This is a genomic window from Candidatus Poribacteria bacterium, from assembly GCA_016866785.1.
Classification (GTDB): Bacteria; Poribacteria; WGA-4E.
The window spans coordinates 1-26,351 of record VGLH01000055.1 but is presented as its reverse complement, the minus strand read 5'-3'; the positions used below and the strand labels follow the sequence as shown (position 1 = coordinate 26,351).

The 26,351-nt window shown below is 65.6% G+C and carries 20 protein-coding genes; 5 read left to right on the top strand and 15 right to left on the bottom strand.

Translation table 11 applies throughout. The annotated features are described in order from the left end of the window. Positions 1–38: 38 nt before the first annotated feature. Positions 39–623 carry an ankyrin repeat domain-containing protein gene (locus FJZ36_09825; GenBank protein MBM3215198.1) on the top strand — a complete coding sequence of 195 codons (585 nt, stop codon included), beginning with the start codon at positions 39–41 and terminating at the stop codon, positions 621–623. Here the strand turns inward: FJZ36_09825 and FJZ36_09820 are convergent. The 10 genes from FJZ36_09820 to FJZ36_09775 form a co-directional block, all read right to left on the bottom strand. Further along, on the bottom strand, positions 620–2,035 hold the full coding sequence (locus FJZ36_09820) for an ABC transporter permease (protein ID MBM3215197.1): 1,416 nt from the start codon (positions 2,033–2,035) through the stop codon (positions 620–622). The two genes, FJZ36_09825 and FJZ36_09820, sit on opposite strands and share 4 nt — an antisense overlap. Before the next feature lie 9 nt (positions 2,036–2,044). Continuing rightward, positions 2,045–3,340 (bottom strand): FtsX-like permease family protein, encoded by a 1,296-nt coding sequence (locus FJZ36_09815; protein MBM3215196.1) that lies wholly within the window; start codon positions 3,338–3,340, stop codon positions 2,045–2,047. Between the two features lie 2 nt (positions 3,341–3,342). After that, positions 3,343–5,112, bottom strand: a complete 1,770-nt coding sequence (locus FJZ36_09810; protein ID MBM3215195.1) for an HlyD family efflux transporter periplasmic adaptor subunit — start codon at positions 5,110–5,112, stop codon at positions 3,343–3,345. A gap of 12 nt (positions 5,113–5,124) precedes the next feature. Further along, positions 5,125–5,475: an efflux RND transporter periplasmic adaptor subunit gene (locus tag FJZ36_09805; protein ID MBM3215194.1), complete on the bottom strand. Its 351-nt coding sequence runs from the start codon at positions 5,473–5,475 to the stop codon at positions 5,125–5,127. Positions 5,476–5,507: 32 nt separating this feature from the next. Next, positions 5,508–6,566, bottom strand: coding sequence for an Ldh family oxidoreductase (locus tag FJZ36_09800; GenBank protein ID MBM3215193.1), 1,059 nt, complete (start codon positions 6,564–6,566; stop codon positions 5,508–5,510). 1 nt (position 6,567) lies between these two features. Then, positions 6,568–7,491: a ribose ABC transporter permease gene (gene rbsC / locus FJZ36_09795; GenBank protein ID MBM3215192.1), complete on the bottom strand. Its 924-nt coding sequence runs from the start codon at positions 7,489–7,491 to the stop codon at positions 6,568–6,570. A gap of 31 nt (positions 7,492–7,522) precedes the next feature. Continuing rightward, positions 7,523–9,121 (bottom strand): sugar ABC transporter ATP-binding protein, encoded by a 1,599-nt coding sequence (locus FJZ36_09790; protein MBM3215191.1) that lies wholly within the window; start codon positions 9,119–9,121, stop codon positions 7,523–7,525. After that, a complete protein-coding gene (locus FJZ36_09785; GenBank protein ID MBM3215190.1) occupies positions 9,067–10,995 on the bottom strand; it encodes a hypothetical protein in 1,929 nt (642 codons plus the stop codon). Before FJZ36_09785 ends, FJZ36_09790 begins: the two co-directional genes overlap by 55 nt. 103 nt (positions 10,996–11,098) lie before the next feature. Further along, positions 11,099–11,983, bottom strand: a complete 885-nt coding sequence (locus tag FJZ36_09780; GenBank protein ID MBM3215189.1) for a phosphoesterase — start codon at positions 11,981–11,983, stop codon at positions 11,099–11,101. A 264-nt stretch (positions 11,984–12,247) separates the two neighbouring features. After that, positions 12,248–16,591 carry a hypothetical protein gene (locus FJZ36_09775; GenBank protein MBM3215188.1) on the bottom strand — a complete coding sequence of 1,448 codons (4,344 nt, stop codon included), beginning with the start codon at positions 16,589–16,591 and terminating at the stop codon, positions 12,248–12,250. Positions 16,592–16,834: 243 nt separating this feature from the next. Between FJZ36_09775 and FJZ36_09770 the strand changes: the two genes are divergently transcribed. Next, complete coding sequence (locus FJZ36_09770; GenBank protein ID MBM3215187.1) at positions 16,835–17,698, top strand: hypothetical protein; 864 nt, start codon at positions 16,835–16,837, stop codon at positions 17,696–17,698. A gap of 87 nt (positions 17,699–17,785) precedes the next feature. Here FJZ36_09770 and rpsD read toward each other — a convergent pair whose 3' ends face one another. From rpsD to FJZ36_09755, 3 genes are read right to left on the bottom strand one after another with little or no spacing between them, the layout of a single operon-like run. After that, the gene (gene rpsD / locus FJZ36_09765; protein ID MBM3215186.1) at positions 17,786–18,595 is read right to left on the bottom strand and encodes a 30S ribosomal protein S4; all 810 of its coding nucleotides are present in this window, start codon (positions 18,593–18,595) and stop codon (positions 17,786–17,788) included. A gap of 13 nt (positions 18,596–18,608) precedes the next feature. After that, positions 18,609–19,229, bottom strand: a complete 621-nt coding sequence (locus FJZ36_09760; protein MBM3215185.1) for a hypothetical protein — start codon at positions 19,227–19,229, stop codon at positions 18,609–18,611. Between the two features lie 13 nt (positions 19,230–19,242). Continuing rightward, positions 19,243–20,283 carry a sugar phosphate isomerase/epimerase gene (locus tag FJZ36_09755; GenBank protein ID MBM3215184.1) on the bottom strand — a complete coding sequence of 347 codons (1,041 nt, stop codon included), beginning with the start codon at positions 20,281–20,283 and terminating at the stop codon, positions 19,243–19,245. Between FJZ36_09755 and FJZ36_09750 the strand changes: the two genes are divergently transcribed. Together FJZ36_09750 and pyrF are read left to right on the top strand one after the other, a co-directional pair. Beyond that, positions 20,039–20,521 (top strand): ribbon-helix-helix domain-containing protein, encoded by a 483-nt coding sequence (locus FJZ36_09750; protein ID MBM3215183.1) that lies wholly within the window; start codon positions 20,039–20,041, stop codon positions 20,519–20,521. The two genes, FJZ36_09755 and FJZ36_09750, sit on opposite strands and share 245 nt — an antisense overlap. Continuing rightward, complete coding sequence (gene pyrF, locus FJZ36_09745) at positions 20,514–21,251, top strand: orotidine-5'-phosphate decarboxylase (GenBank protein ID MBM3215182.1); 738 nt, start codon at positions 20,514–20,516, stop codon at positions 21,249–21,251. Before FJZ36_09750 ends, pyrF begins: the two co-directional genes overlap by 8 nt. Positions 21,252–21,254: 3 nt before the next feature. Here pyrF and FJZ36_09740 read toward each other — a convergent pair whose 3' ends face one another. Then, entirely contained in the window at positions 21,255–23,414 is a 2,160-nt protein-coding gene (locus tag FJZ36_09740) for a sigma-70 family RNA polymerase sigma factor (GenBank protein ID MBM3215181.1), read from the bottom strand. A 69-nt stretch (positions 23,415–23,483) separates the two neighbouring features. Then, the gene (locus tag FJZ36_09735) at positions 23,484–25,145 is read right to left on the bottom strand and encodes a hypothetical protein (protein ID MBM3215180.1); all 1,662 of its coding nucleotides are present in this window, start codon (positions 25,143–25,145) and stop codon (positions 23,484–23,486) included. Positions 25,146–25,435: 290 nt separating this feature from the next. Here FJZ36_09735 and FJZ36_09730 point away from each other — a divergent pair, with 290 nt between their 5' ends. Then, on the top strand, positions 25,436–26,176 hold the full coding sequence (locus FJZ36_09730; GenBank protein MBM3215179.1) for a hypothetical protein: 741 nt from the start codon (positions 25,436–25,438) through the stop codon (positions 26,174–26,176). Positions 26,177–26,351: the final 175 nt, after the last annotated feature.

Below are 26,351 nucleotides of genomic sequence, written 5' to 3'. Positions count from 1 at the left end.
CCATCGTTGCCCACAAGCACCCGGAGGCATGCGGTTCCATGCAGGACCTCCTGCGGGCGTACGGGGCGGTCACGCCGCACTTCGCCCTGACCGCTGAGAACCTACGAGAGCGCGTCCGACACGACACGACGATTCTCGAAGACACGGAACACCTACGGCGATTCATTCAGTTGGGCGATCTCGACCTTCTGCGCGCCGCACTCGAAGCCTACCCGCGACTCGGCGAGCGGATCGAACCGCATTCCGACTGGCCCAGCGACGAGTACCCTGAGACCGTTGCCCAGTTCGAGTTGCTGATGCGGCACGGACTTGACATTAGGCGGCGCGACTGGTTGGGCAAGACGTTCCTGCACACGGCGGCTCAGCGCGGGGACGTCGAGATGGCGCGCTTCTTCCTCGACGCGGGAATCGACGTGAACAGCATCGAGTTGTGGGAGTTCAAGACGCCCCTCGCTGAGGCGGCGCTTCAGGGCAGACAGGAGATGGCGGCGTTTCTCATCGAGCAGGGGGCGGACGTGGACTTCCCGCGCGAGGTGCCCCCCGCTCGCCCGCTGGCTCGCGCCATCGCGGCTGGACACGATGAGATCGCCGACATGTTGAGGACGTACGGCGCAGAGGGCTAGTCGGAGCGGATCGCTTCGACCGGTGTGAGCCGCGCGGCTCGGTTGGCGGGATATACGCCGGAGACGACCCCGACGACGAACGCGACGCCCATCGCAACGACGATGGAGTTCATCGACACCACCGAGGGCCACTGGCTGCCGGAGAGGATGTACTTCTCGAGCAGGCTTGCGGCTCCGCGTCCCAGACCAACCCCGGCGGCAGTGCCCAGCAAGCCTCCGACGAGGCTGAGCACGGAGGTCTCGATCAGGAACTGGAACATGATGTCTCGGCGCTTCGCCCCGATCGCCTTGCGCAAGCCGATCTCCCGCGTGCGTTCGGTGACCGAGACGAGCATGATGTTCATGATCCCGATGCCCGCGACGACCAGGGCAATGCCCGCAATGACGCCCATCAACAGCTTCAGGATGGTTCCCAGGCGTTCCGCCGTCGCGATCTCCTCCACGGCCGTCCAGTACTGGAACGCATTCACGTCCTCGTGACGGCGTCCCAGGACGAGTTTGGCTTCCTCGACGGTCGCCGTCACGTCGTCGACGCTCGTCGCCTTGATCCGCATCCGCTCGATTTCGTCATTGCCTGTGATGCGCGAATGGTAGGCGGTCAGCGGCATCATGACGCGTTCGTCCCAGCCTTGCGTCGCGGTCGTGTCGCCCTTCTCGGACATGACGCCGATCACTTGGAGGCGGATCTCGAAGCTCTGCCATCCGCCGGGTCTGCGGCAGCGGATCTCAAACCCGATGGGGTCCGTCGATCCGAAGATGTCCCGCGCAATCTTGGCGCCGATCACAGCAACTCGCTCGGCATTGGCGAGGTCGGTCTCGCTGATGAACCTGCCCTTTTCGACGGGCCAGTCGTGGGTCTCCTCGTACTGCTCGGTCGTCCCGATGAGGGACGTCTCCTTCTCGCGCCCGCCAAACTGGACGCTGACGCCACGCCCGAAGTCGTCTTCGGCACTGATGGCGGTCATGCTGGTCAGGAACATCCGGAGGTTCTGGAAGTCGCGATAGTCGACCGGCTTGGCGCGGTTCCGCCCCCACCGTCCCCATCGCCGCGACCGCGTTCGGGCCGTCACCGTGCTGCCGCCCTGGCGATCCCACTCGTCGCGGTAGATCTCGATCAGGCTGGTTCCGCCGGTCTTCGCCACCTCGTCGACGACCATCTGTCGAGCGCCGTCGCCCATCGATATGACGCCGACGACGGCTCCTACGCCGAGGACGATACCGATCATCGTCAGCAGGGTACGCAGCACGCTGCGTCGAAGGTTCTGAATGCCCATTCCGAGGGCTTCACGTCCCGCGCGGGTGATCAGCACATACCCGATCAGCACGGGGATGACGACCAGCAACAGGATCGCCAGAGCGGCAAAGGCGCCTGACAGAATCGACTTCGGGTCGAATGGCATCTTCGTCGGCATGCGCGATCCTTACTGGTGCCTCAGCGCTTCGATCGGAGTGAGCCGGGCTGCCTTCCAAGCCGGATACAAGCCGAAGAAGACCCCCACTGCCAGGGCGACACCCATCGAGATGAAGATCCACACGACCGGAACCGACCAGGGCCAAGCCACCCACTTCCCCTGGAACCCCAGAAGCCCGCCGACGAATCCCCCGATCTGCGGGCTCGACATGACCGTGGCGGAACCCCATCCGAACAGGATTCCCAGGATCAGCCCCAGCACGCCTCCCGTGATGCAGAGCGTCGACGCCTCGATGAGGAACTGCGTCAGGATGTCGCGACGCCGCGCCCCAATCGCCTTGCGCAGCCCGATCTCCTTCGTCCGCTCCGTTACCGTAACCAGCATGATGTTCATGATTCCGACGCCGCCGATGAAGAGCGAGAACCCGGCGATACCGCCAAGTACCCACCGGAGCATTCGAGTCAGCTTCGTCACGAACTCGAGGTTCTGCCCCCCTGGGAGCCACGTGTTGAAGAAGTCGTCGGAGCCGTGACGGCGCTTCAGCAGCCGCTGAACCTCTTCGACGGCTTTAGGAATCTTCTCCGTGCTGACCGCCTGAACGGTCAGCATAGGAACCTGGTCGTTCCCGTTGAACCGGCGCTGCGCGGTGCTGAGGGGAATGATCGTCGTCCGGTCGAGCTCGAAGCCGAACTGAATGCTGGTGCCCCGAGGCTCCATGACGCCGACGACGGTGAACCGGTCGTTGCCGATCTTCATCTCCGCCCCGAGCGGGTCGGCGTCTCCGAAGAGTTCCTCAGCGACCGTGCTCCCGACGACGACGACCTTGTCCCAGTCGATGTTGTCATCCTCGGTGATGAAGCGACCTTCTTCGGGACGCCACTTCATGCCTTCCATGAACGTCTCGGTCGTCGCCTGGTAGCCCGCCATGGTCTCGGTGGCGGCCGCGCCGCTGCCTGCCGTCATCCGCACGCCGCCGAACCTAGGAACGCGCGGAATGACGCGCAGCACCGACTTGCACTCGCGCTCGATGGCGAGCACGTCGTCGTACGTGAAATACTCCGAGCTCGTGTTCCGCTGCCAACGGCCGTTCTTCTCGACCCAATCGGAGCGGAAGAGACCGAACTGGTTGTTACCGCCCAGCTTCTCGAGGTCGTCGAGGATGATGCGTTCTGCCCCGTCGCTGATGCTCACCATCGAGAGCACGGCGGCGATCCCGATGGTGATGCCCAGCGTGGTCAGCCCGGAGCGCAGCTTGTTCTCGAAGATGCCCCGGAAACCCTGGAGCACACCCTCCAACGAACGCATTGTCAGCCACCTCGTCCGAATGACGGTCGCTGCGGTTGTGCTGCGACGGGCGGCTTCACGAGGATGCTCGTCCCCGGGGACAGCCCAGACACGATCTCGTAGAACGCCTCGTTCTTCATGCCCACCTGGACCGGTACGCGATCCGTCGGAGGAGGAGGTTCTTCTGCTTCGCCCTTGTTCCCGCCGGTTCCGCCCGGAGCGCCGCCGGGTCGACCGCCGCCAGGTCCACCACCTGGGGGTCCTCCGCCCGGACGCCCTCCGCCCGCAGGCGGACCCTCAGATACCTCTGGCTCTGGCTTCTTCTTCTCGCCCTTCTCGCCGCCGGGCTTGACGACCTCGACAAACCGGCTCTTCGTCTGCGTCGCGCGTCCTGACAGGCTTGGCAGACGCTCGCCCGGGCCGGTTACGAGCGTGAACTCGACCGGTCCCGGACGCCAGCCCTGAGTCGAACCGAGGAGCGACAACTGCACGAGGTCGCCCAGCGAGTCGACACGGGCTTCGACCGACTTGCCTAGGCGCATCTCCAGCGTCACCTTGTCGCCGACGGCGACCTTCGCCTGTTCCTCGGGCTTCATCGACATCTGGATGCCGAACGAGTCCTCTTCCTGAACCGCCTCGATGGGAACCTGGAGCACGTCCTCGCGATCGATCACGAAGATATCGACGTCCGCCGTCATGCCCGGCATCAATTCCTGCGGCGAACCCACCACCTCGATCTCGAGCTCGAACCGGACGACGTTGTCCACCGTCCGCCCGCTGGGCGCGATGGCTCGCACGCGTCCGTCGAACTTCTTGTTGGGGAAAGCGCTGACCGAGATCTCCGCCCGCTGATCGAGCGATACCTGACCCATATCGACTTCGTTGATCGCTGCTTTGACGATCATCTGCGACAGGTCGGCGACCGTCATGATCGCTGGGCCCTGAGAGAACGCGGAACGACCCGACGTGATGATCTCGCCCTCTTCAAGCTCGAGGTTGGTGACTGTCCCGCTCTTGGGAGCGCGGACGACGGTCCATCCCAGTCGCTGGTTCGCGTTCTTCAAGGCGCTCTGCGCCCGGAGGACGTTCGCCTCGGCGCTCGCCTCGGAGAACTGCGCCATCTTCTTCTCGGCGTCGATGGTCTCGCGAATCTCGTTCAGGCGCGACTGCGCCGATGCGAGGTTGGCGGCAGCCTGGCGCTCGGACGCATCACGGGACGCCTTGAGCGTCTCGAGGTTGGCTCGCTGGAACTTGAGCGTCGTCTCGCGCGAACTGATGACTCGTTTCTGCGCGGCGATGGTCGCCTTCTGCGATTCGATGCTCTTCGCCTGGGCATCGACGTTCTTCTGGGCGCTCTCATAGGAGCTCTCGGCTGACGCCAGCGCCTGTTGCGAGTCTTCCAGCGCCTTACGGCTCAGGTACTTCTTGTCGAAGAGCTCTTGGCTTCGCGCCAGCTCGCGCTGAGCGTTGTCGCGCGAGATCTTTGCGCTGTTGAGCTGCGCCTTGAGCTGCGTGTCGGCGATGTCGAGCTGTTGGAGTTGAATCTCTGCCTGGGTCAGGGCGATCCTGTCCCGCTCCAGCGAGTCCGTCGCCGTGAGGATGTCGGTTTCAGCCTGCCCGGTCTGCTGGATGGTCGTCTGCTTCGCCGACTCCAGCGCAGCCCGTGAGGACTGCACCGATTCGACGGCTTGGGCGAGCTCGGAATCGCGGCGTTTCGTCGTCACGACCGTCTGTTCGCGGGCGCTGTCGCGCTGCGCGACGGCGGCGTTGTAGTTCGCCTGCGCCTGCTTCATCTCCTCGCGGATCTACTCATCGTCGATGCGCAAGAGCAACTGCCCTTGTTCGACGTGGTCGCCTTCCTTCACCGCGAGCTCGACGCATTCACCTTCGACGTTCGACTTGATGTCCACCGAAAGGGGGGCTTCCAGCGTCCCGGATTCCTGAACACGGACGACGAAAGATCCCACTCGGGCTTGCTCGATGCGGAAGCGCGACGTCTGGGCGACACCCTTACGGCTGCACCCCATGAAGCGGGTCGCGCCCCAGCCCAGCCCAGCCACAACGGCGAGGAGGATGACGATCCGTAACACCAATCCCAGTTTCTTGCGCACTAACTCGCTCCTGTTCGAGCCCGAGGCACGTCGCATACCTTTCATTATAGACGCGAGGCGCTACCGAATGTTTAGGCTCAGGGCGTCTCGCAGCCGTATCGCGCCGCTTCGTCCGCCAACTGCGACCACGTCGTCGCGTCGATCTCGATCCCCGACGCACTCCGACGCCGCCGTGTCTCCGCCTCGGGTTCCCCCGGCATGATGACCCGTTGGAACCCTTCTGCCGGCGGGCAGCTTCGGACGTACTCAGCGAGCCGTGTTGCAGCCGACTCGAAGTCGCCAAGCGGACGGAACGCCTCGACATCCATCAGCAGGCAGAAAACCCCATTGCCGATCTGTCCCTCGCGTTCGCCGACGTTCCCGGCGCCTGTGAGCGTCCCGCTGAGCAGTTCGACGAGGATGCTGAGCGCGAACCCCTTGTGCGCGACCTCCCCGCCGAACGGCAGAATGGCTCCGCGCGGCGGTCCGTAGAAGTCCGCCGGATCGTTGCTAGGGTTCCCCTGCCGGTCCAGAATCCAGCCGTCCGGGAGCTTTTCGCCCCGGTTCCTCTTCACGCGTATCTTTCCTTCGGCGACGATGCTCGACGTCATATCGACGAGGATCGGGTCGCGGCCCGTCGGGAACGCCATGCAGAACGGGTTGGTTCCCAGGCGTCCTTCCCGACCGCCGTACGGCGCGACGGCGGCTCCCATGCCCGTGCTGTTCACCGTGACGATCGATACGAACCCGTTCGCCGCCGCGACTTCGGCGTAGTGCCCCAGCCGACCGATGTGGTTGCACTGCCGGATGCCGAACGAGAAGAGTCTGACATCCCGCGCGAGGCGCATGCTCTCGTCCAGCGCCCGCGTCATGGCGACCTGCCCCAGCCCCCAGTGCGCGTCGTAGATGCGCGTCGTCGGCGTCGAGTGAACCACGTCGAGCGCGGCTCCGGGCACGTAGACGCCGGCGCGAATCGACCCGCAGTATTGCGGGATTCGGATGACGCCGTGAGAGTCGTGACCCGACAGGTTCGCGCGGACGAGCACCTCGGTGACGATCTCCGCCTCGTCACGAGGCACGCCGGACGCCTCGAAGATCGCGCGCGCGAAGCCCCGAAGCGCGCCCTCGCTCAACGTGCGAGCGCCGCTCACTGCCATGTCATGCCCCCCTCTGCCGAACCCGAATATCGAACCACACCGCCAGAACCAGCACCCCGCCGCGCACCATATCCTGCCAAAAGACACCCATGTTCGCCAGACTCATTCCGTTGTTCAGGCTCTCCATCACGAGAGCGCCCAGCAGCGCTCCGGGAATGCCGCCCCTGCCTCCCATCAGGCTCGTGCCGCCGATGACGCACGCCGCGATGGCGTCCAGCTCCAACAGCCTGCCCGCCTCCGGGCTCGCGCTCCCGACACGCGCCGTGAGCACGCTTCCGGCGATCCCCGACAGCGCGCCCATCAGGACGAAGACGAGGAACGCGACGCCTCGCGTGTTGACGCCGGATAGATGCGCGGCTTCGGCGTTCCCTCCCGTCGCGTAGACGTGCCTGCCGAACCGCGTCAGCGACGATACGAACAGGAAGGCTCCCGCAACGACCGCCACACACAGCAGCGGAACCGGCAAGCCCCACGCGGCATCCGGAACGCTGCCGCTCCCGATGGCTCGCATCCACGAGCCGATCGGCAGAGGGATCGTCTCGCCCTGCGTCACGGCGAGCATGCCGCCTCGATAGACCATCAACCCGCCGAGCGTCACGATGAACGCAGGAACCCGCTGGTACGCGATCAGAACGCCGTGCAGTGCCCCGATGATCGCTCCCAGGCACACCGCCATCGCCAAGGCGACTGTCGCCGGTACGCCCCACGAGGCGTGGAGGATCGCCATGCACGCTCCCAGGAACCCCGACAGCGATCCCACCGACAGGTCGATGTTCCCGCTCACGATGACCAGCACCATGCCAACCGCAAGAATCGCCGTCACCGATGCCTGGCGCGTCAGGTTCGCCAGGTTCCGCCCCGAAAGGAAGACCCCATCTGTCATCGCGGCGAAGGCGACCCAGATCACCACCAGCGCGACGACCATCGCGTAGGTGCGCAGGTGATGGCGCAGCACGTCAACGACCTCCGTTGGTCTGGAATGCCAGCGACATGACGTCCGTCTGTGCCAGCCCCTCGACTTCGTCGAACGACCCGACGAGCCGCCCACGGTGTAGAACGATGATCCGGTCGCTCATGCCCAGGATCTCGGGGAGCTCGGACGACACCATGACGACCGCCGCCCCATCGCGGGCGAGCCGGTCGATGAGCGCATGAATCTCGGCTTTCGCGCCGACGTCGATGCCACGCGTCGGCTCATCGAGCAGCAGGATGCGCGGCGACCGGCTCGTCCACTTGCCGAGGACGACCTTCTGCTGGTTCCCGCCGCTCAGCGTTCTCACCGGCGCGTCGAGACCCGACGCCCGGATGTCGAGAGCGCGGACGGCGCGATCTGCCAACTCGCGTTCCCTCGCCCGGTCGATGACCAGCCATCGGCGCAGGTCTGCGAGGCTCGGAAGGCTGATGTTGCGGTCGAGCGCCCAATCGAGCAGGACGCCGTAGCGCTTGCGATCCTCGGCGACGAGGGCGATCCCGTGGACGATGGCATCGCGAGGGCTCTTGATCGCCGACGGTCGCCCGTCGATGCGCAGCGAGCCCCGTACCTCGTCTTGCCGCCAGCCGAACAGGCTCATCAGCAGTTCCGTCCGGCCTGCCCCGACGAGCCCTGCGACGCCCAGCACCTCGCCGTACCGCGCCTCGAACGACACGTCCTCCACCAGCGGCTTCCCGTCCGGCGAACGGACCGACCATCGCTCCACGCGCAGAGCGGGCGGGGGGCCGTTCGGATCGGCGGTTCCGACCCGACGCCGCGGCGGGTAGAGCCGATCCAGATCGCGCCCAACCATGTGAGCGATGAGGGTATCGCGTGTGAGCTCCGCCACGGGCCAGGTCTCGACGACGCTCCCATCGCGCAGAACCGTGACTCGGTCAGCGATGTCGAACACCTCCTCGAGCTTGTGCGAGATGTAGACGATGGTGGCGCCTCGCTCCCTGAGCCGTCGGAGGATGTCGAGCAGCCGACCGCATTCAGAGGGCGTCAGCGCAGCGGTGGGTTCGTCGAGAATCAGCAGTCGCGCGTTCCGCAGCAGCGCCTTGGCGATCTCGACGAGCTGCTGGGCTCCTCCGCCCAGGTCGCCCAGCCGCGTTCGCGGATCGGCGTCGAGCCCCACTTGGCGAAGCTGCTCGCGCGAGAGCTCGACCATCTCTCGGCGACTCAGAACGCCCCGGCGTGTCCGTTCGTTGCCCAGGAACAGGTTCTCGGCGATGGAGAGGTCAGGAACCAAGGCGAGCTCTTGGTGGATGACCGCGATCCCGGCTAGCTCGGCATCGCGGATGGAGTCGAGGCGGATCGGCGCGCCATCGAGGACGACTTCCCCGGCGTACGTTCCATACCGCCAGACGCCCGAGAAGACACGGATGAGCGTCGACTTGCCCGCGCCGTTCTCACCGCAGAGCGCATGAATCTCACCGGACTCGATCCGCAGCGAGACGCAGTCCAGCGCGCGGACGCCGGCGAAGTCTTTCGTGATGGCTCGCGCTTCGAGCGTCGGCACGGCGTCTCCTAGTGCGGCAGGCCCCAGTAGCTGACTCGCGTGAACAAGCCGATGAAGCTCCATATAGCCGTCATGAAGTACTCGCCCAGGATCAAGCCCAGGAACAGCGGCCGCCAGCGTCGGTACAGCCCGAATCCGCCGAACCGCAGGATCAGCAGCTTCGCCGTCCATCCGACGAGCGTCGAGAACCACAGATGGAACGGAGCCCACGTGATGCCCAGCGCGTACCCGAGAGGATGCAGGGGCCACCACAAAAACTGATGGCGCATGATCAGCAGGAACGCCATCACGGCCGCTCCGACTCCCACGCTCAGGATGCCGGGCACGTTCGGCGGAATGGGATTCTGGACGGCGCGCGCGGCGTTGTCGAGCCCATTCCTGCCAACGCCGACGTACACCCACGGCTCCAGGTTCAGCGCCCCCTGTCGGTAGATGAACGTCAGCGATGCGACGAACGCCACGGCAACCGCCAGCACGATGCTCACGCCCATCAGCAGCGGCAGGCGCAATCGGCGCGACGGCAGTCCGTGCATGTCCACTAGCCGGAAGCTCTGGAGCGCGTAGGGCATCAGCGACTCGGACGTCCAGTGCGGGATCGACGACCGGTCGAACCCCATCAGGACGAGGTTCCGGGACCCGACGGTGCGCGTTCCGAGAACCGTCGTGAAGAGCTGGTAAGGGCTGAATCCGACGTTCACCAGCAGCAAGCCCGCGTTAGACACGTGCCAGCCGACGACGGTCGCCATCAGCCACAGCAGCGCCGTGAACGCGAGAACCATCCGCCACTCCATACCCATCGCCAGGCAGAGCGTCGCGAAGGCGATGGCTCCCACGATCACGCCTGCGATGGCAACGGCGTAGGGCATCGGTTCGCCTGCATCATCCGATCCGCGTCCCTCCGACAGCCCTCGCAGAACCGAACCGAGATGGCGTCGGGCGTTCCACAGCAGCGTCACACCCAAGACGAGCACCGCACCCATCACCTGCTGCTGCGTACCGACCTGAGTGATGGAAAACGCCGAGAAGAACACCTCCTGGAACTTGTACATCGCAAAGAAGAACCACAGGCTCATCGCGACGTCCAGGTGCAGGAAGTAGGTGACGCCAACGACCGAGAAGTAGACGTGGAACCACAGAGGCCATGACTGTACGAGCATGTTCCAGGGCTTGTTGGGGAACAGCGGCGCGATGTCGAGATCCACGGGAACCGAGGGAACCGACGGAAAGTAGCCGTGCAGGCCGCGCAGCAGGTGGATGACGAACATCACGCCCATCGCGCCCCACAGGAGCGGATCGCGGAGCGTCTCGTTGAAGAACCCCGCGCCCCGTTCGCGCGTCACCAGGTGCGCGACGTGGACAATCGGGAACGCGTACCGCTCACGCTCCACCCATTGGCGACGGATCAGAACACTCCAGCACAGCACGAGTCCGAAGAACGTCAACGAGAGCGCGATGGCGAACGCCGCCGGACGCGCCCACGCCGCCCACGGGATCGGGTCATTGGGCCCGATACCTCGGAAGAACCCCGTGACCGCGTCGGGGTCGGACACGTAGAGCCATGGTTTCAGATGCGGCAGGACGACCTCGCGCCACTGGCTCTCCGGCGTTGCGAAGTAGAGCGGAGCCGCCAAGTACGGAAAGAGGAACTCCATCATCCCGTATCCCGGCACCGACGATCCCGCCGTAACCATCACCCATGCGATCGTGAGCTCGACGGTTCCGAACGGCAGGCGCGGTGAGATCGTCCGAAGGATGGGGTTCACCGCGAACACGACGACAACCAGGAAGAACACGCTCCCCATCGGCAGGTGGTTCGCGATGAGCTGCCCGATGGAGTTGCCGTGCATGTAGCCGCCGATGGCGCTCTGAAGGGCGATCCACAGCAGTGACAGGGGCACGATCCGCGCGAAACGGACGCGGTCTTCTGCGGGCCTCACGCCGACGCCCTCCGAGAGACGGGCTTACGAGCGCTTGGCGAGGCGGTCGATATGTGCCGTGGACGGTGTCCGTCGGACGAAGCCTGGCGAGAGGGCCCGACGCTCACACGCAGCAGATGAACGGCTGCGTCCAAGCGACCCGGCCGCCGGAGCCATAGCACTCCGCGCGGACGTACGACAGACGCTGGGCGTCCTCCGGAGTCGTGGGAAGCGCAAACGTTGCGGAACGCCCTTCGGAGGTCTGGAGGAACACGCCGTGCTTGCCGATGAACCGTATCCGCTCTGCGTTCTCGGTATCGATGCGAAGCAGGCTGTCAGCCACAGCGATGTCGCGAACCACGACGCCCGTCGAGGCGTAGCAGTTGCCCGTCCGAAGCGCATCGAGAACGGCTCCGGGGCTCCGCTCAGAGACGCGGACGACCGTCCAGGCGAGCTCGACATCGCATGGCAGATGGGCGTCGTCGTTGCCGTATCCCCACACCTGGCGACCCGCCGACAATAATCGGTCCCATCGATCCGTCGCCAGCGACGTGCCTTCGAGCCGCTCGATGACGCCGTTGTAGACCTCGATGCCGTCGTAGCCCGTGAGGGACTCCATCAACTCGTGTGGGAAGTGGTTGAACGTCCTGCCCCAGTTCGGGTGATTCAGAATGGCGATGGCGCCCTGAGCCTTGATCCCGTCGACGACGACCTGGCGGTCGGGGTCGGGCTCCAGCAGTGCGCTCGCGCCGATGTGGAGGATGTGCGGGCCCCGGGCGGACACTTCGACGCCGGGAATCAACACCAGCGACCTGTCGGCGACGTGCGGTTGCGGGTCGAGCAGGCGGTCGTGATCCGAGATGGCGAGGAACCCGTATCCGCGCTCTTCGTAGTCCGCGATGACGGCGGCGGCATCGCGCGATCCGTCGCTCAGCGTCGTATGCGTGTGCAGATTGCCCCGCAGCCACTCTCCCTCGGCGGCGTAGGGGTTGGTCAGAAGCTCTGCCATGTCGTCGAAGTCCTCCGAATGGAAGGGCGTAGCACGTCCGCGCCGAGACGGCTCACCGGATCGTAAGGAGCGGAGCGGGCACAGGCATCGCCGGCTCAGATTGCCACACCGTCCGTCAGGGAGCAACGGGCGAGCATGGGCGGCGGGGCCGCGCACGGATCCCTCACCCAATCTCCCCGTGAAGGGACTCCGTAATGGGACGCCAACCCTGATGGCTCCTTCGCCTTCAGGGATAAGGTCGGGATGAGGGCGCGCACGGGAGGGCTACTTGGCGATCAGCACACGGCGGGGAGGAGCGCTGATCGAATCGGCGATGACGCGCACCCAGTAGACCCCGCTGGCGACCGGCTCGCCCAGATCGTTCCGGCCGTCCCAGTGCGCCGCCTTCGCCCGCGTCGAGTAAGAGCCCGGCTCGCGCGCTCCAACCTCGACCTGACGCACGAGCTCACCCGAAGCGTCGTGGATCGTGATAGTGACGTGACTGGCCTCTCCGAGCGCGTAGGGAATCCACACCTCCGGGTTCGCCGGGATCGGATAAGGAGCCATCGCAACGACCTTCTTGAGACGACCCCATTGCGTCGCCAGCGTCGACTCCGCGCGCGACTTGAGCTCGATCGTCGCAGCAGACGCCTGCCGACCCATCGTCCCGACGTTGACGATCTCGTAACGGTACGCCTGTAACGGATCCGAAGTCGAGTCGTCCAGGGTGTAATCCGCCGACGCCGACCCGTTCACGCTCTTCGCGCGGATGAGGACGTCGGTGACGGGCGTCGCGGGACCGCCGTCACGCGGGGATCGCAGCACACGATAGCCCAGGTTCCCACGATTGTCAGACGCCGACCAGGTGATGCGCGCCTTCCCCTTGCGCCAAGACGCCTGCGCCTTGCTGACGACACTGGGAACCGGCAGTCCGAACCGAGCGACGCCCGAACGCGCAGGACCTCCTCGGTCGGACGCGTAGTCGGCGCGAGAGACGCCTACCGGCAGCTCCCAGGCGAACACGCGCCCGCCCAACGCCGGAGTCGCGGCTGGATCGTCCTCGTCCGCCTGCCTGCGCAGCGTCGTCGCGACCAGATCGACGCGACCGTTCCCGTCGATGTCCGCCAGCGCGGGCGTCGCCACGACATTCACATCCAAGACGGCGACGTAACGCGCCAAGCCGTCGGGGTTCAGCACGTACACGACGCATCCCTCGCCCCGTCGTTCGTTCGCGATGGCGACGATCTCCGACCTGCCGTCGCCGTCCAGGTCGGCAACCAGAGGCGTCGCCGGACACGTGTCCAGCAGGGCGACCGGGAACCCTTCGACCGGTTCCCCGTTGGCGTGCCACGCATGGATGAAGCCGATCCCGTCGGCGGCGAGGATCTCGGGTACCCCGTCGCCGTCCAAGTCGCCTGTGCTCACGGGGGCGTCCGTGTCGGTCATCATGGGAACCGGGAAGCCGGACGCGACTTCGCCCTTAGGCGAATAGGCGACCACGCCAGCGTCGCTGCCGGTGAATAGCATCGAGAGCGTCTGCCCGCCAAGCATCGCGGCGGTCGGTGACGCGTGTTCCCGCACTCCGCCTTCCGGAAATGCCGGATAGCCCTGGCGCGCCTTCCCGTCGATCCCCCAGCCGTAGATGGGTCCGCGAACCGTCGTCGCGTAGACCTCCATCGCGCCGTCGAAGTCCGTATCGGCGATCAGCGGCGATGTGTACGAATACTCATTGTCACCGAAACGCAGCGGGAACCCGGCGAGCTCTTTCCCGCTGGCGTCCCATCCGTAGACGCCGGACGCGCCTTCCGCGACGCACGCGAACACCCCCATCGTGCGGTCCGCGCCGATGCTGGCAAGCACCGCCCCGGACCGGATGACGTTCGGCGCAGTCACCGGATAGCCGCGCAGCCGCGTTCCCTGCCAAGTCCACGCCAGCACGCGCCTGCCCGACGCGACGACGACATCCATGGTTCCGTCGGCGTCCATGTCGCCAATGGCGACCCCGCCGACGACCGGATCGCCCGCCGTCTGGGGCCATCCGACGAGCGGCGTGCCGTTTGACCGCCACGCGTAGACCTTCCCGTCGAACCCGCCGACGAATACCTCGAGCTTCCCGTCTCCGTCCACGTCCGCGACGGTCGGCGAGGCGAAGATGTCGCCCGTGAGCTCGATGGGGAATCCGGCTCTCTCAGTCAGCTTGGGAACCGAGAGCGCCAGCGGAGAGTGCGGCGATCCGCTAACCTCCGGCGACGCGGGGCTCTCGTTGCCAGCGGCATCGACCGCTGCAACGACGAGATAGTAGATGGAGCCGTTCGTCAGAGCCGCAAGAGGCGCGCTGGTGTCTCGGGACTCCGCGATGTTGGGTCGGTCGCCCGGACGAACGCCCCAGTGAACGCGATAGGACACGGCGTTTGGCACAGCGTTCCAGGTGACGAACAGACGGCGATCCAGGGACGCGATCCGCACCCCGGAAGGCGCAGGAACCGTGGCGTTCGGGCGCAGCATCAGCGGCTCCGAAGGCGCGCTCGACCTGCCGGCTCCGTTGACCGCCGAGACGCGAATCGAGGTTCCCGCCGCCGATACGGCGATGCCGTCGAGACGCGTCGCGCCGCGCACATCGCGCGCCGTCCCGTCGACGATCACGCGGTAGTACGCGATGTCCGACTCGGCGTTGGGAGCCCATGAGACGGAAGCCGTACCGGCGCCGACTTCGGTGCGAACGCCGGTCGGGGTCGCCGGGATACCGAGCAGACGACGCGCGTCGGGCATGCCGACGCCTACCAGCGGGTTCCAAGCCGCTCCCGATGCCGCCGCCGCGAGCCGCGACTTGGCGGCATCCGATGTCAGCGTCGGGTTCTGCTGTAGCAGCAGCGCGACCAGCCCCGTCGCGTACGCGCAGGACATGCTCGTACCGCGGAACACGATGTGCCTGCCGTCCGGCGTGATCCTCGACGGCGTCACCAGGGAGACGAGATCACTCGAGAGCGGCGCGATGGCGTACTCGCCCGGCGTGGCGATATCGGGCTTGCGGGCGTCGTCGCGGCGCGGGCCCGCGCTGGAGAAGGCGGAGCGCTCGCCGATGACGACGGCGCTGCGGGTCTGCACTTGCCCGGAAGCGTCGAGCCAGGAGTTACGCGTCGCAACGGAGCCGACGCCGATCACCGCATCGGCTTCCGCAGGCGCGCCGACGCTACGCAGCCCGTCTGGTTTGACCGAATCGGCGTCCGACGGCTTGGCGACGAAGTGCCCCTGATGGATGTAGACATCCACGGTGCCCTCACCGGAGAACTCGAGGGCGAAGTCGTAGGCGTCGATGGGCACGACGTAGTCGCCCGCGCGCGACAGCGCGACGAAGAGCGTCTCCTGGTCGGGCTGCTCCGGCGGGCTCTGGACGTAGTTGAGGAACCATTCGAGGCTCTTGGTCGGTCCTCCAGCCAGGATCCCGCCGCCGATCTGTCCCGGCGCGATATCGCCGATGCCGAAATCCGTCAAGTCGCCCGCCGCGTTGCGCGGATACAGCGCTTTCACCAACACGTCCGATCCCAGCGCCTGCCACGTCTCTACGAAGACCTCTTCGCTGGCGAACTCGGATCGGAAGTAGACGCGCTTCGGGGCGGCGCCAGGCTGAAGCACGACCCGAGCGTGCGTGTTCTGGTCACCTTCATTTCCGGCAGCCGCGACGATGATGGAACCCGGCATGCCGGATGTCAGCAGGTTCAGCGCCTCGTTGAAGAGCCCGCGTCCGTCGTGCGAGCCCCACGTGTTTCCGAAGCTCATGTTGACGACGGCAGGCAAGCCCAACTGACGCGCTCGCAGAAAGATGTACGCCGCTCCGTCGAGGATGTCCGGCGTCAGCAGCGAGCTGCGCACGACGATGAGGTCGGCGTCGGGTGCGACGCCCGTGTAACGAACGGCTGCGTCGTTCGCTCGCGCCGCATCGCGGGTCCACCGTCCGTTCCCGGCTGCGATGCCGCCTACGTGCGTCCCGTGACCGTATGGGTCGGTGACGGACCACGCCCGACCGGCGTCGATGTCGGCGGCTGACCACTCCGTCCCGTAGGTCGCCTCGACCGGGGTGCCCCCCGGAGTCGTCACGATCTGATCCCACAACGACACGATCCGTGTTCTGCCAGCCTCGGTGCGGAACGCTGGGTGGTCGAAGTCGATCCCGATATCCACCAAGCCGACGACGACTCTGCGTCCCGTATACGACGGGCTCGACGCGTGAACCTCCAGAACGCCCGTCAGTTCGGCGGTGGCGTCCTGAGCCGGAGCCGATGGAGTCGCGCGCCTCGCGCCTTCGATGGCGACGATCTGCGGCGACAACACCAAGCCGCGCAACGCATCGGGTGGAATCTCCACCGACGCGATGTCTCGCACGACCGTGTTGACACGAACGCCGTATTGAGAGAGTGAGCGCGGATCGCCAATCGTCCGGACGAGCGCGACGATCCGCCCATTCCGCATGAGGGGCTGCACGTACGGAACCTGTTCGACGGATCGGCTGAGAAGAGGAACCAGGAGGGGATCCAGCTTGCCGTATGACGCCGACTGCGCCGCCGCGCCTGACGCACAGGCGAGCAAAGCGATGACCAAGATCGAGCCGCACCGGAGATGCCGCATGCGCATCACACGACGGGTCCCTTCTATTCTCGACTGGTAGGGCGGACGGACGTGTTCGACGCAGCTCCGGCTTCGTCAGTTTACCCGAACCAGCGCCGGGCAACAAAACGACCCGGTGAGACGTGACGATTTCGTTGCTCGAATGCTTGGCTTGCGTTACGCTACCTGGACACTCGCGACGGTATGCCAGACCGCGCGGCATCTGGTCACGCGGCGGCGATAACAGTCCCGAGCGGAGGAGGTGGCGCCATGCGTAGGTCTGCTCTCGTCGTGTCGATTCTGGCTCTTGCTGCGTTGCCCCTGGGTCTCCTGGCAAAGGATGGACCCGACACAGCGAAGCGGCTGGTGCAGAAAGTCCCTGCGGACAGCAAGCACCAGCACCTCGATTACTACACCGGCAAGTACGGGTTCATGAGCGACGTCGACCTCGGCGGAGAGGGACCCCTCAAGAAGGGGTTCTACCTGATGAGCTGGCTCGTCCTCGATCCGCCCATCATCCTGGGCGCAGGCGGCGGCGTCGCGTCGATGGCGAAGGATTTGCTCAAGGACTACATGGGCGTCTCCGAGCTGGAGGTGACGACCAAGAACGCCAAGAGCTACCCAGTCGCAGGGATGAAGTCGAAGAAGAACTCGGAGGGCATCGGCAAGGACGGCAGTTGGTGGATCCCCATCAACTTCCAGGACCTCGTCGACGCGAAACAGGGAAACCTCTTCGCCAGCGGGAATCAGTTCGACTGGGTGGAATGGGGCGGCACCGGCTTGAACCAGTTCCATCAGTACCTGTTCTGCTTGGCAAAATGGAGCAAGGGCGGCAAGATCAGTTTCAAGGCTGGGAGCGACGACCCGGAGACGACCTGGGTGAACGGAGTCAAGACGACCGAAGGGCTCGCTGACCGCAACTGGGCAATGGACACCGATGCCGGAGAGGCGACCGTGCCGGCAGGCGAGTGGGTTCCCATTCTCGCCGAAGTCGGCGAGAATGGCGGTGAATGCGGCTACACGTTGCGCGTCGAGCCCCCGCCCGACGACGTCACGCTCGACACCGAAGCCGTGCTGGCGGTGTCCCCGCACAGCAAGGCGCCCATCGCATGGGGGTATCTGAAGACGCGATAGACGGCTACGGAGTGCGAGATGGCAATGCCCGGGCCCCTCAGGAGCCCGGGCATTCGTCGGTCTTTGCTCCGTCGGACGGTTCCTGCGCTACACGCGCGAGTAGTAGGAAACCGTCTGCTGCACGTCGATATCGCCGATGGGCACCTGATCCATGTTGGGAAGCGCGGTCAGCCAAACGGAGCCTTGCTGCGCGTTCCCCTGCAGGTAAGGAACCGGCAGGTTGTCGAGGTGCGCCACGCCGATGTCAGCCCAATCCTGGCTGCGCGACTTCGGACGGATCGAGATGACCTGTCCCGGCTTGATCACCATCGAAGGAATCGTGACCCGATGCCCATCGAGCAGGAAATGCCCGTGAGCGACGAGCTGGCGCGCATGGAACGGAGACGCCGCCAACCCGGAACGAAACACGATCGAGTCGAGCCGTGTCTCTAGCAGCCGAAGCAGATTCTCCGCCGTGACTCCCGCCATCCGCTTCGCCTTGTCGAAGCTGTTGCGGAACTGACGCTCCGTCACGTTGAACGTGTATCGGAGCTTCTGCTTCTCGAAAAGCATCCGCGAGTAGTCCGACCGCCGATACTGCTTCTGCCCGTGCTCACCGGATGCGTAGGGACGCTTGAGCGAGGGACAGCGCGGGTCGCCCCACAGGCAATAGCCCGCCTTCCGGCAGATTTTGTGCTTGGGCCTGCCAGCTCGAATCATGAAGCCCGATCCTCCGTCCGAACGTGTGTGTCGTAGGATCCGTGTTCTGTCTGCAATCCAGCCCGCTGTTCCTGTCGATAGGCGCAGGGCGGCTCTCCAGCGCCATGACGCCGTAGCGTATGTTAGTGCAGCCAACGGGCTAAGGCAAACCGAACAGGCGCGGCGACCGCTTCGGAACCGTCCACGTCCTGCCTGCATCGAGCCGCCTGCCTCACGGTTCGCCCGCTCGGCGCAACTCCCATCGGCGGAGTGCGGCGTACGCCATCGGCTCCTTGTTCTCCTGATCCAGCGACGCGCTGAGAACCCGAACGCGGCGCCAGAGCTCGGGATACGGCAACGCCGATGCCGGGTCGGGATCGACGGCGAGCCGCGTCTTGGGGCAGCACGAAACGCTATCGCCCGTCGAAAGCGGTACGCCCCACGTCCGGCAGATGATCGGACGGTGTTCGTAGACGGAGCACACGCCGCCGATCAGGAACGCACACGCCGAGACGCGCCTATCGTCCAGCGCAGCATCGGCAGCCGCCGTGGGGTCCTGCATGATCGCGTCCGCGTCCAGCCCAGCCGCTCGTAACCGAGCCACAGAAGCCTGCGCCTTGCCCAGAATGAACGCCTGAAGGGCCGGCGGGAAGGCTTCCAGCGCGTTGAGCATGTGCTCCATCTCGACCGCGCCGACGGGCAGAACGGCGCCCGAGTGGCAGCAGTCGTGGCACGTCGGAGGGCATCCGACGTGACCTGGACGCTTGCGCGCGACAGCGACCATCGCGTCCGCGTCCGCAATCACCGTCAAGTAGCGGCTCATCGCGATCTCACGTCGAACCGATCCGGGCATCTGCCGACCTCGTTCAGCCAGCGGCAGCACGCAGCAGCGCGACATCCTCGGCGGCGAGTCGGAGCACGCCCTCTGTCTCCTCGGTGACCGAGTACTCGCCGTGGACGCTGAAAGGACCCTCGAACCCGGACCGCGCGAACGTCTGGACCGCGCCGCCCCAATCAACCAGCCCGTCGGCGAGCGTCGTCCAGACGGTTCGCCATTTTCCGCCGTCGGCGCGTTCGTGGCGCGCGTTCTTCGCTCCGACCATCTTCAGGTGGGAACCCACCATCGCGAGCGCCATCGGTAGGGGTTCCCCGCACAACGCGAGGTGCCCGGGGTCGAGGTACACGCCCACATGCTTCGGGTCGAAGTCGTGCGCCAGGTGCATCGCCGCCGATGCGTTCAGCCCGAAGCAACTCCCGCTGTGCGTATGGATCAGGCTGCAGACGCCCGTTCGCTCTCCCAGCTTCGTGAACCCCTCCAAAGCGCGGCGGATCGACGCGACGCCCTCCCAATACGGCTGGGAGCCGCCCCAGTGCCAGTAGCCCAGCTTGATGAGCCCGATGCCCTCGGCTCCGCACGCTTCGAAGATCGCGATGAGGGTCGGGTCCGACGGATCGGTCGCGCCGCCTTCGAGGGTCACCATCGGCACAGTGACGCCCTGCGACCGCCAGGTGCGCATCGCCGGAGCCAGCGCCGTCGAGACGTTCGACGGGTTCACCGCGTACCCGTCTCGGACCGCCAGATCGACCCCGTCGACGCCGATGCGCTTCGCCGCTTCGCCGATCTGCTGAGGGTTCAGACTCTTGAGGAACTTCGTGAAGAAGATGAGCTCCATGACACGTTCTCCTCGGGATCCGCCGGACAGCACGCGCGTTGGGTCGGGCCGTTGCCGCCATGACGCCGCGCAATGCAGCGGCTTCGATGGTACCACAGCGGCGCGATGCCGTGGAACGCGAACACGTTCGCTTGAGCCCGCGCGAACTGCAGGACATCCTTGCGGCAGCTTCCGTTTGCAGCTGGGTATGCCCTCGCCCTTGACAAGTGCAATTATTATGGTTAGCATACTCATGATTCTTCGCTATGAGGAGGAATGCCCGTTGGCTGTAACAAGGAAGATCTCGATCACCGTATCTCTAGAACCCGACCAGGTAGCGCAACTCGACACCATATCCGAAACGACGAGGGTTCCGAAGAGCGTGCTTGTGAGGGAAGCCGTAGCTCGAGTTCTCAAGGACTACCAAGCTCTCCTTAATCCTCACGATGGCGCCAGAGGTGACCAGACCAGCAAGAGTAGGACCAATGACTAGCCCACAGATTGGGGACCGCCTCATTGTAGCCCTCGACGTTCCGTCGGTTGAGCGAGCGCGAGAGATCGTCGATGGTTTGGATGGGGTCGTATCCTTCTTCAAGATAGGGCTCCATCTCCATATGGCCTCTGGGCTAGAGGAGTTCGTCTCGTGGCTTATCACCTCGGACCGCAAGGTGTTCCTGGATTTCAAGTACAATGATGTGGACGAGACGGTAAGGAACGGCCTGCGCAACGCCGCGAAGGCGGGCATTGACTTTCTTACCGTTCATTCCGAGAACGGATCGACTATCCGGGCGGCCATCGAGGGTCGGGGGAACTACGATCGCCCTAAGATACTCATCGTCACCGTGCTTACCAGTCTCGACTCGGATGATCTGATGGATCTCGGCTACAGGCTCCCGCTTGACCAGTTGGTGCTCAACAGGGCCCAAAAGGCGCTGGACGCGGGATGCGATGGCGTGATCGCCTCTGGACGCGAAGTGCGGGCGATCAGGAGCTTACCTGGTGGGGATTCGCTGCTGATCGTTACGCCAGGCATTCGCCCGTCGGACTCCCCGTTGAATGACCACAAGAGGTTCACGACCCCTGGTGACGCCATCGCTTGGGGTGCCGACTACCTCGTGGTAGGCCGTCCGATCGTGCGTGCCGAAGACCCACGGCGCGCCGCCCTCGACATTCTGGCGGAAATGGAAACGGCGGCAGTGGGAATGTCGACTCGGCAGAGATGAGACTCACGCCGCCCCGCGCTCTCGCAGCATCTCGACAATCTCCGCGTGTCCGCCCTTCTGCGCGACGAACAGCGGCTTCGCCCAGTCCGGCGCGGACGCGTTGGGGTCAGCTCCCTTGCCCAGGAAGTACTCGACCAGCAGCGGATAGCCTTCGCGCGATGCGTTCGCCAGCGGCGTGAAGCCTTCCTCGTCGCGGCAGTCTACATCGGCTCCGCACTCCTCGACGAGGAACCGAATCGTCCGAAGCTGGTGCTCCGGATCGGTCCAGCGGCGCTTCAGGTCGCCGGAGATGCCGAGAATCTGGACGTTGGGGTCCGCGCCGTGCTCCTGCAGCAGCTTGAACACCCTCGGGTACTGCTTCACCGTCCAGCGCAGGTTCCACCCGGACGCGTTCTCGAAGCGAGCTCCGTACCGAATCGCCAGCTTCATGATGTTGTAGGCGAGTTCCTCGCTCCCGTCGTCGCCCCAGCCGTACGGCAGCACGCCGTTCGCCTGCGACGGGTCGAGCCGCAGAATCTCCGCGATGACATCGATCCGGTAGTTGTGGGCGTAGACCTGGAGCTCCATCGTCGCGCCGTGCGCGTAGAGCAGGTTGAGAATCTCCGGATACTTCTGCGCGGCGAAGACGGCGTCGCCGCTGGAATCGAGCCAGTGGTTCGGTTCCGCGCCATAGTCCAGCAGCATACGGACGATCTCCGTATTGCCCTTCCATGCTGCATGCCATAGCGACATTCCACCCTGGCAGGTCGCTTCTTTCGCGTTCGGGTTCGCGCCGTTCTCCAGCAGCAGTCGGACGATGTGGGCATGCCCCGCCGTCGTCGCGGCGGAGACTGGACGGCGTCGGCAGGGATCCGCCGCGTTTGCCAGGGACGGGTCTTGGCGAAGCAGCTCGCGGATACGCGCTTCGTCGCCCCGCGCGGCGGCGATGAGCATCGTGTACGCCGCGCCGTTGGCGAGCAGATAGTCGATGATCTCCGGCTTCGGTTCGTCGCGAAAACCGTAGTGAAGGCTGTAGAACGCGGCGACGAGGGGCGTCCGAAGCGCGCCGTTGCGGGGGTCGATCGGGCTCCCGTTCTCGACGAGCACGCGCACGAGCTCCAGGTTGTTCACGGCGACAGCGTGATGCAGCGCCGTGCTTCCGGCGTGGTCCACCTGACGGACGCGCTCCGGGTTCTCGGCGATCAGGGCGCGGACGCGTTCCATGTCGCCCTCGCGCACAGACCTCCAGAGCTCCGGCGTGTCCATCAGGGGCCCGTAGCGCTCCTCGATGGCGCGTTCGATGGCGTCGGCGATGCCGTCGTAGTGGCGGTCGCGCAGCTCGTCGATCCAGCTCGCATAGGTGAAGTGGTGGTACTGCATGCCACGCTCGATGGGCACCGGGTTCGCCCCCATGTCGAGCAGGAGCCGCGCCAACGCCTCGTGGCCATGCATCGCCGCGATTCCCAGCGGCGACCAGATGCACGATCCCGGATAGGGGAACCGCTCGTCCCAGTCTGGCGTGTCGAGGACGTCGGGGTGCTTGTCCAGAAGCGCCGTCGCGCGGGCGATGTCGCCCCGCTTGCACGCCTCGGCGAGCTCCTGGATCTCGGCGTACCATTCCTGGATGTTGGGAACGCCTTCGTTCAAGACCTGCTGCGCCATGGCGAGCATTCCTCCCGCGAGTTTCCGGCGCGCCGAGCGCAGCCGGTTCTTGATCGTATCGACACGGACATTCAGGAACTCGGCGACCTCACGCTGGCGGTAGTCGTGGACGCAGCAGAGGACAACAACAGCCCGCTCGCCGTCGGAAAGGATGTCGAGAGCCGCGCGCAACTGCCGCCGTCGATCGTCGAGCAGCGTAGCGGCATCGGGCAACGGGCTGCCGTCCGCGATGATCATCGCCTCGTCCAGCGGAACCGTCCAAGCCTTCCGTCGGCGCAGACGGTCGCACTGCTTGAACACGATCCGCCGGAGCCAGGCTGTCCACGCCTTCGGCTCGCGGAGCGCCCCGACGCTGCGGTAGGCATGGAGCATCGCCTCCTGCGCCGCGTCCTGGGCGAGATGGAAGTCGCCCAATAAGGCGTAGGCATACCCGAACGCCATGCCCTGGTAGCGACGGACGAGCTCTCCGAACGCATCGGCGCTGCCCGCCTGGGCGTCTGTGACAAGTTGAGCGATCCGCACGGGTCACCTCACGCTATAGAGACCCGTACAGGAGCCAAACGGTGTACGTTCCCTGCGACCTGCCGGACGTCATCCCCGCGCACGGTGTTCCAGCAGGAGCTCGGCGACTTCGGCGTGACCGTGCTTCTCGGCGAGATGGATGGGCTGCATCCACTCGACGACGTCCGGCTCGACGACGGCTCCGTGTTCCAACAGGTATCCAGCAACATCGGCCTTCCCGGCAGATGCCGCGAACGACAGCGGCGTCCAGACCTCCGCGTTCTTTGGGACCGATTCGTCTGCGTAGCGCCACGACTCCGAGTTCTCGGCGGCGGCGAAGTTGACGTCCGCCCCGCACTCCTCTACGAGGAACCGGGCCGTCTCCAGCGTCGCGCCGTGGAATCCATTGGCGGCTTGGAGCAACGGCAGCGATGCGTTTCCGCCGTGCTCGAACAACAGCTTCGCCACGCGTGGGTAGTGCAACGTCGTGTTGAGGAGCTTGTACCAGCCCTCCGACTCGAACCGCGCGCCGCGTCGGATCGCCAGCCGGATAATGTTGAGCGCCGTCTTTTCGTCGCCGTGGTCCGACCACTGATAGGGCAGCGCGTCCTGCGCTCTCGACGGATCGAGGCGGAGTATCTCGGCGACTGTGTCGATGCGGTGGTTGGACGCGTAGTAGCCGATCTCCGCCGTCGCCCCGTGGGCGTGAAGGAGTTGCACGATCTCGCCGTGCTTGCCGTGCGCCGCTCCGATGATGGCATCGCCTGACGAATCGACCCAGTGCTCCGGGATGGCACCGTGTTCCAGCAGCAGGCGGACGACCTCGATATGCCCCCTGCCTGCCGCGTCTCGGAGCGACAGACCTCCCTGACAGATCGCCTCCTTCGCGTTGGGGTCCGCGCCATTCTCGAGCAGGAACCGGACGACTTCCGTATGCCCCTTCCCAGCGGCTCCGGACAAGGGACGCCGGAAGCAGGGATCGGCGGCGTTCGCCCGCGACGGGTCCTCCGCGACGAGCCGCATCACGCCATCCACATCCCCGACGGTCGCCGCGATGAGCGTCGTGTACACGGCACCGTGATTCAGCAGGTCGCGCAGGATGTCCAGCTTCTCCTCGTACCGCCAATAGCGGTGGAACCCCAACAGCGCGACGACGCTCGGCGTCCGCCCGTCGCCGTTGAGGGCGTCCACGTCCGCGCCAGCCTCGATCAGCAGGTGCGCGATCTCCGGCTGGTTCCGTGCCGCTGCCCAATGGAGCGCCGTGTTCCCGATCCGATCCACCTGGCGCACGCGCTCCGGCTTCTTGCGGATGAGGGCATCGACTCGCGCCGCGTCGCCGTCCCGTACGGCTTGGTGGATATCGCCGTCGTCGACAAGGGGCCCGTAGCGCCGCTCGATGGCGGCTTCGATCCGCGCCACGATGCCGCCGTAGCCTCGCTCGTAGAGGTCGTTCATCCAGTCGGCGTAGGTGAATTCGTGGTACTGGCAGGCAGCTTCGTGGGGAACCGGGTTCGCGCCCATGTCGAGCAGCAGGCGCACGAGCTCCTCGTGGCCATGCGTCGCCGCGATGCTCAAGGGTGACCAGGGGCAGGAGGCTTGGTAGGGGAACCGCGTATCGCGGTCGGGGCTGTCGAGGACGTCCGGGTGTTTCCGCAGGACCGCGAGGGCGCCGGGGATGTCGCCGCGAGCGCACAGGTCCCGCAATCGGTCGATCTCGGCGAACCAGTCCGCGTGCGTCACCTCACGAGTCATGACTACGCCCTCCTTCGCGGCATTCGTCGCGCGTGCCTCTGCGTGAGTCAACGACGTGTCGATGTCAACGGTTGCGGATGGCGTTGCCCGCGGCGCCTCACGCTATAATGTACGCCAGGATACGATGCACGTGCTGAGCGTACCGTAGGGAGGAAGCACGATGCTCGAACCGCCGCCGCACCGGCAGCGGTCAGACTTCATCGTGAGATGGATCGGAAAACATCTCCATCCTGCTGAACCTCCCGTCTTCGATCCAGATACGCTCTGCGCACCACGATAGGAGGTCCTCGATGGTGCGAGCCTTACACGCAGCTACTGCCCTTGTCTGCGTGGCATCGCTGGCACTCGCACTGTCCGGCTGCGGCGAGGACGAGCCCGAGATTGTCCTCGACGCCCAACCCTACGACCCCGTCATCCGCGCCGCCGACTTCGCCTCTGGCGTCGAGAATCCCTACTTCCCGCTCCGTGTCGGAACCATCTGGGTTTACGAAGGGGACACCGACGACGGCCGCGAGAAGGTCCAGGTCGAAGTCACCGACCAGACGCGCGACATTCTCGGCGTCGCGTGCATCGTCGTGCGCGACCGCGTCTGGATCGACGGCGAGCTCGAGGAGGACACGCTCGACTGGTACGCCGTGGACAACGACGGCAACATCTGGTACTTCGGCGAGGACTCCAAGGAGATGCGCGGCGGCAAGGTCGTCGGAACCGGCGGGTCGTGGGAAGCTGGCGTCGGCGGAGCCAAGCCCGGCATCGTCATGAAAGCGCAGCCCCACGTCGGCGACGCCTACCGGCAAGAGTACCTGAAGGGCGAAGCCGAGGACATGGCGGAAGTGCTCAGCCTGAGCGCGTCCGCGACGGTCAAGTTCGGTTCCTACAAGGACACGCTCCAGACGAAGGAATGGACGCCCCTGGAGCCCGATGTCGTCGAGCACAAGTTCTACGCGAAGGGCGTCGGGCTCGTCCTGGAGACCGTCGAGAAGGGCGGCGAGGGACGGGTCGAGCTCATCAGCGTCACACAGCCAGAGTGAGGGTACGCCATGCCTGCGAACACGGCTCACGGCGCGCAATCCGCGCGAGGACCCCTGACCGTCCATCCGACGAATCCGCGCTACTTCACCGACGGATCGGTCTCGCCCGACGGCTCGCCCAGAGCCGTCTACCTGACCGGCGCGCACACCTGGAACAACCTCGTCGACATGGGCA

Coding starts and splice junctions, on each gene's coding strand:
- pyrF (MBM3215182.1), top strand. CDS start 20,514: ATGACTAGCCCACAGATTGGGGACCGCCTCATTGTAGCCCTCGACGTT.
- FJZ36_09735 (MBM3215180.1), bottom strand. CDS start 25,145: ATGACTCGTGAGGTGACGCACGCGGACTGGTTCGCCGAGATCGACCGA.
- FJZ36_09810 (MBM3215195.1), bottom strand. CDS start 5,112: ATGAAGCAGGCGCAGGCGAACTACAACGCCGCCGTCGCGCAGCGCGAC.
- FJZ36_09770 (MBM3215187.1), top strand. CDS start 16,835: ATGCGTAGGTCTGCTCTCGTCGTGTCGATTCTGGCTCTTGCTGCGTTG.
- FJZ36_09760 (MBM3215185.1), bottom strand. CDS start 19,229: ATGCCCGGATCGGTTCGACGTGAGATCGCGATGAGCCGCTACTTGACG.
- FJZ36_09730 (MBM3215179.1), top strand. CDS start 25,436: ATGGTGCGAGCCTTACACGCAGCTACTGCCCTTGTCTGCGTGGCATCG.
- FJZ36_09750 (MBM3215183.1), top strand. CDS start 20,039: ATGAGCTCCATGACACGTTCTCCTCGGGATCCGCCGGACAGCACGCGC.
- FJZ36_09825 (MBM3215198.1), top strand. CDS start 39: ATGCAGGACCTCCTGCGGGCGTACGGGGCGGTCACGCCGCACTTCGCC.
- FJZ36_09800 (MBM3215193.1), bottom strand. CDS start 6,566: ATGGCAGTGAGCGGCGCTCGCACGTTGAGCGAGGGCGCGCTTCGGGGC.
- rbsC (MBM3215192.1), bottom strand. CDS start 7,491: ATGGTCGTCGCGCTGGTGGTGATCTGGGTCGCCTTCGCCGCGATGACA.
- FJZ36_09775 (MBM3215188.1), bottom strand. CDS start 16,591: ATGCGCATGCGGCATCTCCGGTGCGGCTCGATCTTGGTCATCGCTTTG.
- FJZ36_09820 (MBM3215197.1), bottom strand. CDS start 2,035: ATGCCGACGAAGATGCCATTCGACCCGAAGTCGATTCTGTCAGGCGCC.
- FJZ36_09805 (MBM3215194.1), bottom strand. CDS start 5,475: ATGAAAGGTATGCGACGTGCCTCGGGCTCGAACAGGAGCGAGTTAGTG.
- FJZ36_09815 (MBM3215196.1), bottom strand. CDS start 3,340: ATGCGTTCGTTGGAGGGTGTGCTCCAGGGTTTCCGGGGCATCTTCGAG.
- FJZ36_09790 (MBM3215191.1), bottom strand. CDS start 9,121: ATGGAGCTTCATCGGCTTGTTCACGCGAGTCAGCTACTGGGGCCTGCC.
- FJZ36_09780 (MBM3215189.1), bottom strand. CDS start 11,983: ATGGCAGAGCTTCTGACCAACCCCTACGCCGCCGAGGGAGAGTGGCTG.
- rpsD (MBM3215186.1), bottom strand. CDS start 18,595: ATGCAGGCAGGACGTGGACGGTTCCGAAGCGGTCGCCGCGCCTGTTCG.
- FJZ36_09755 (MBM3215184.1), bottom strand. CDS start 20,283: ATGAGTATGCTAACCATAATAATTGCACTTGTCAAGGGCGAGGGCATA.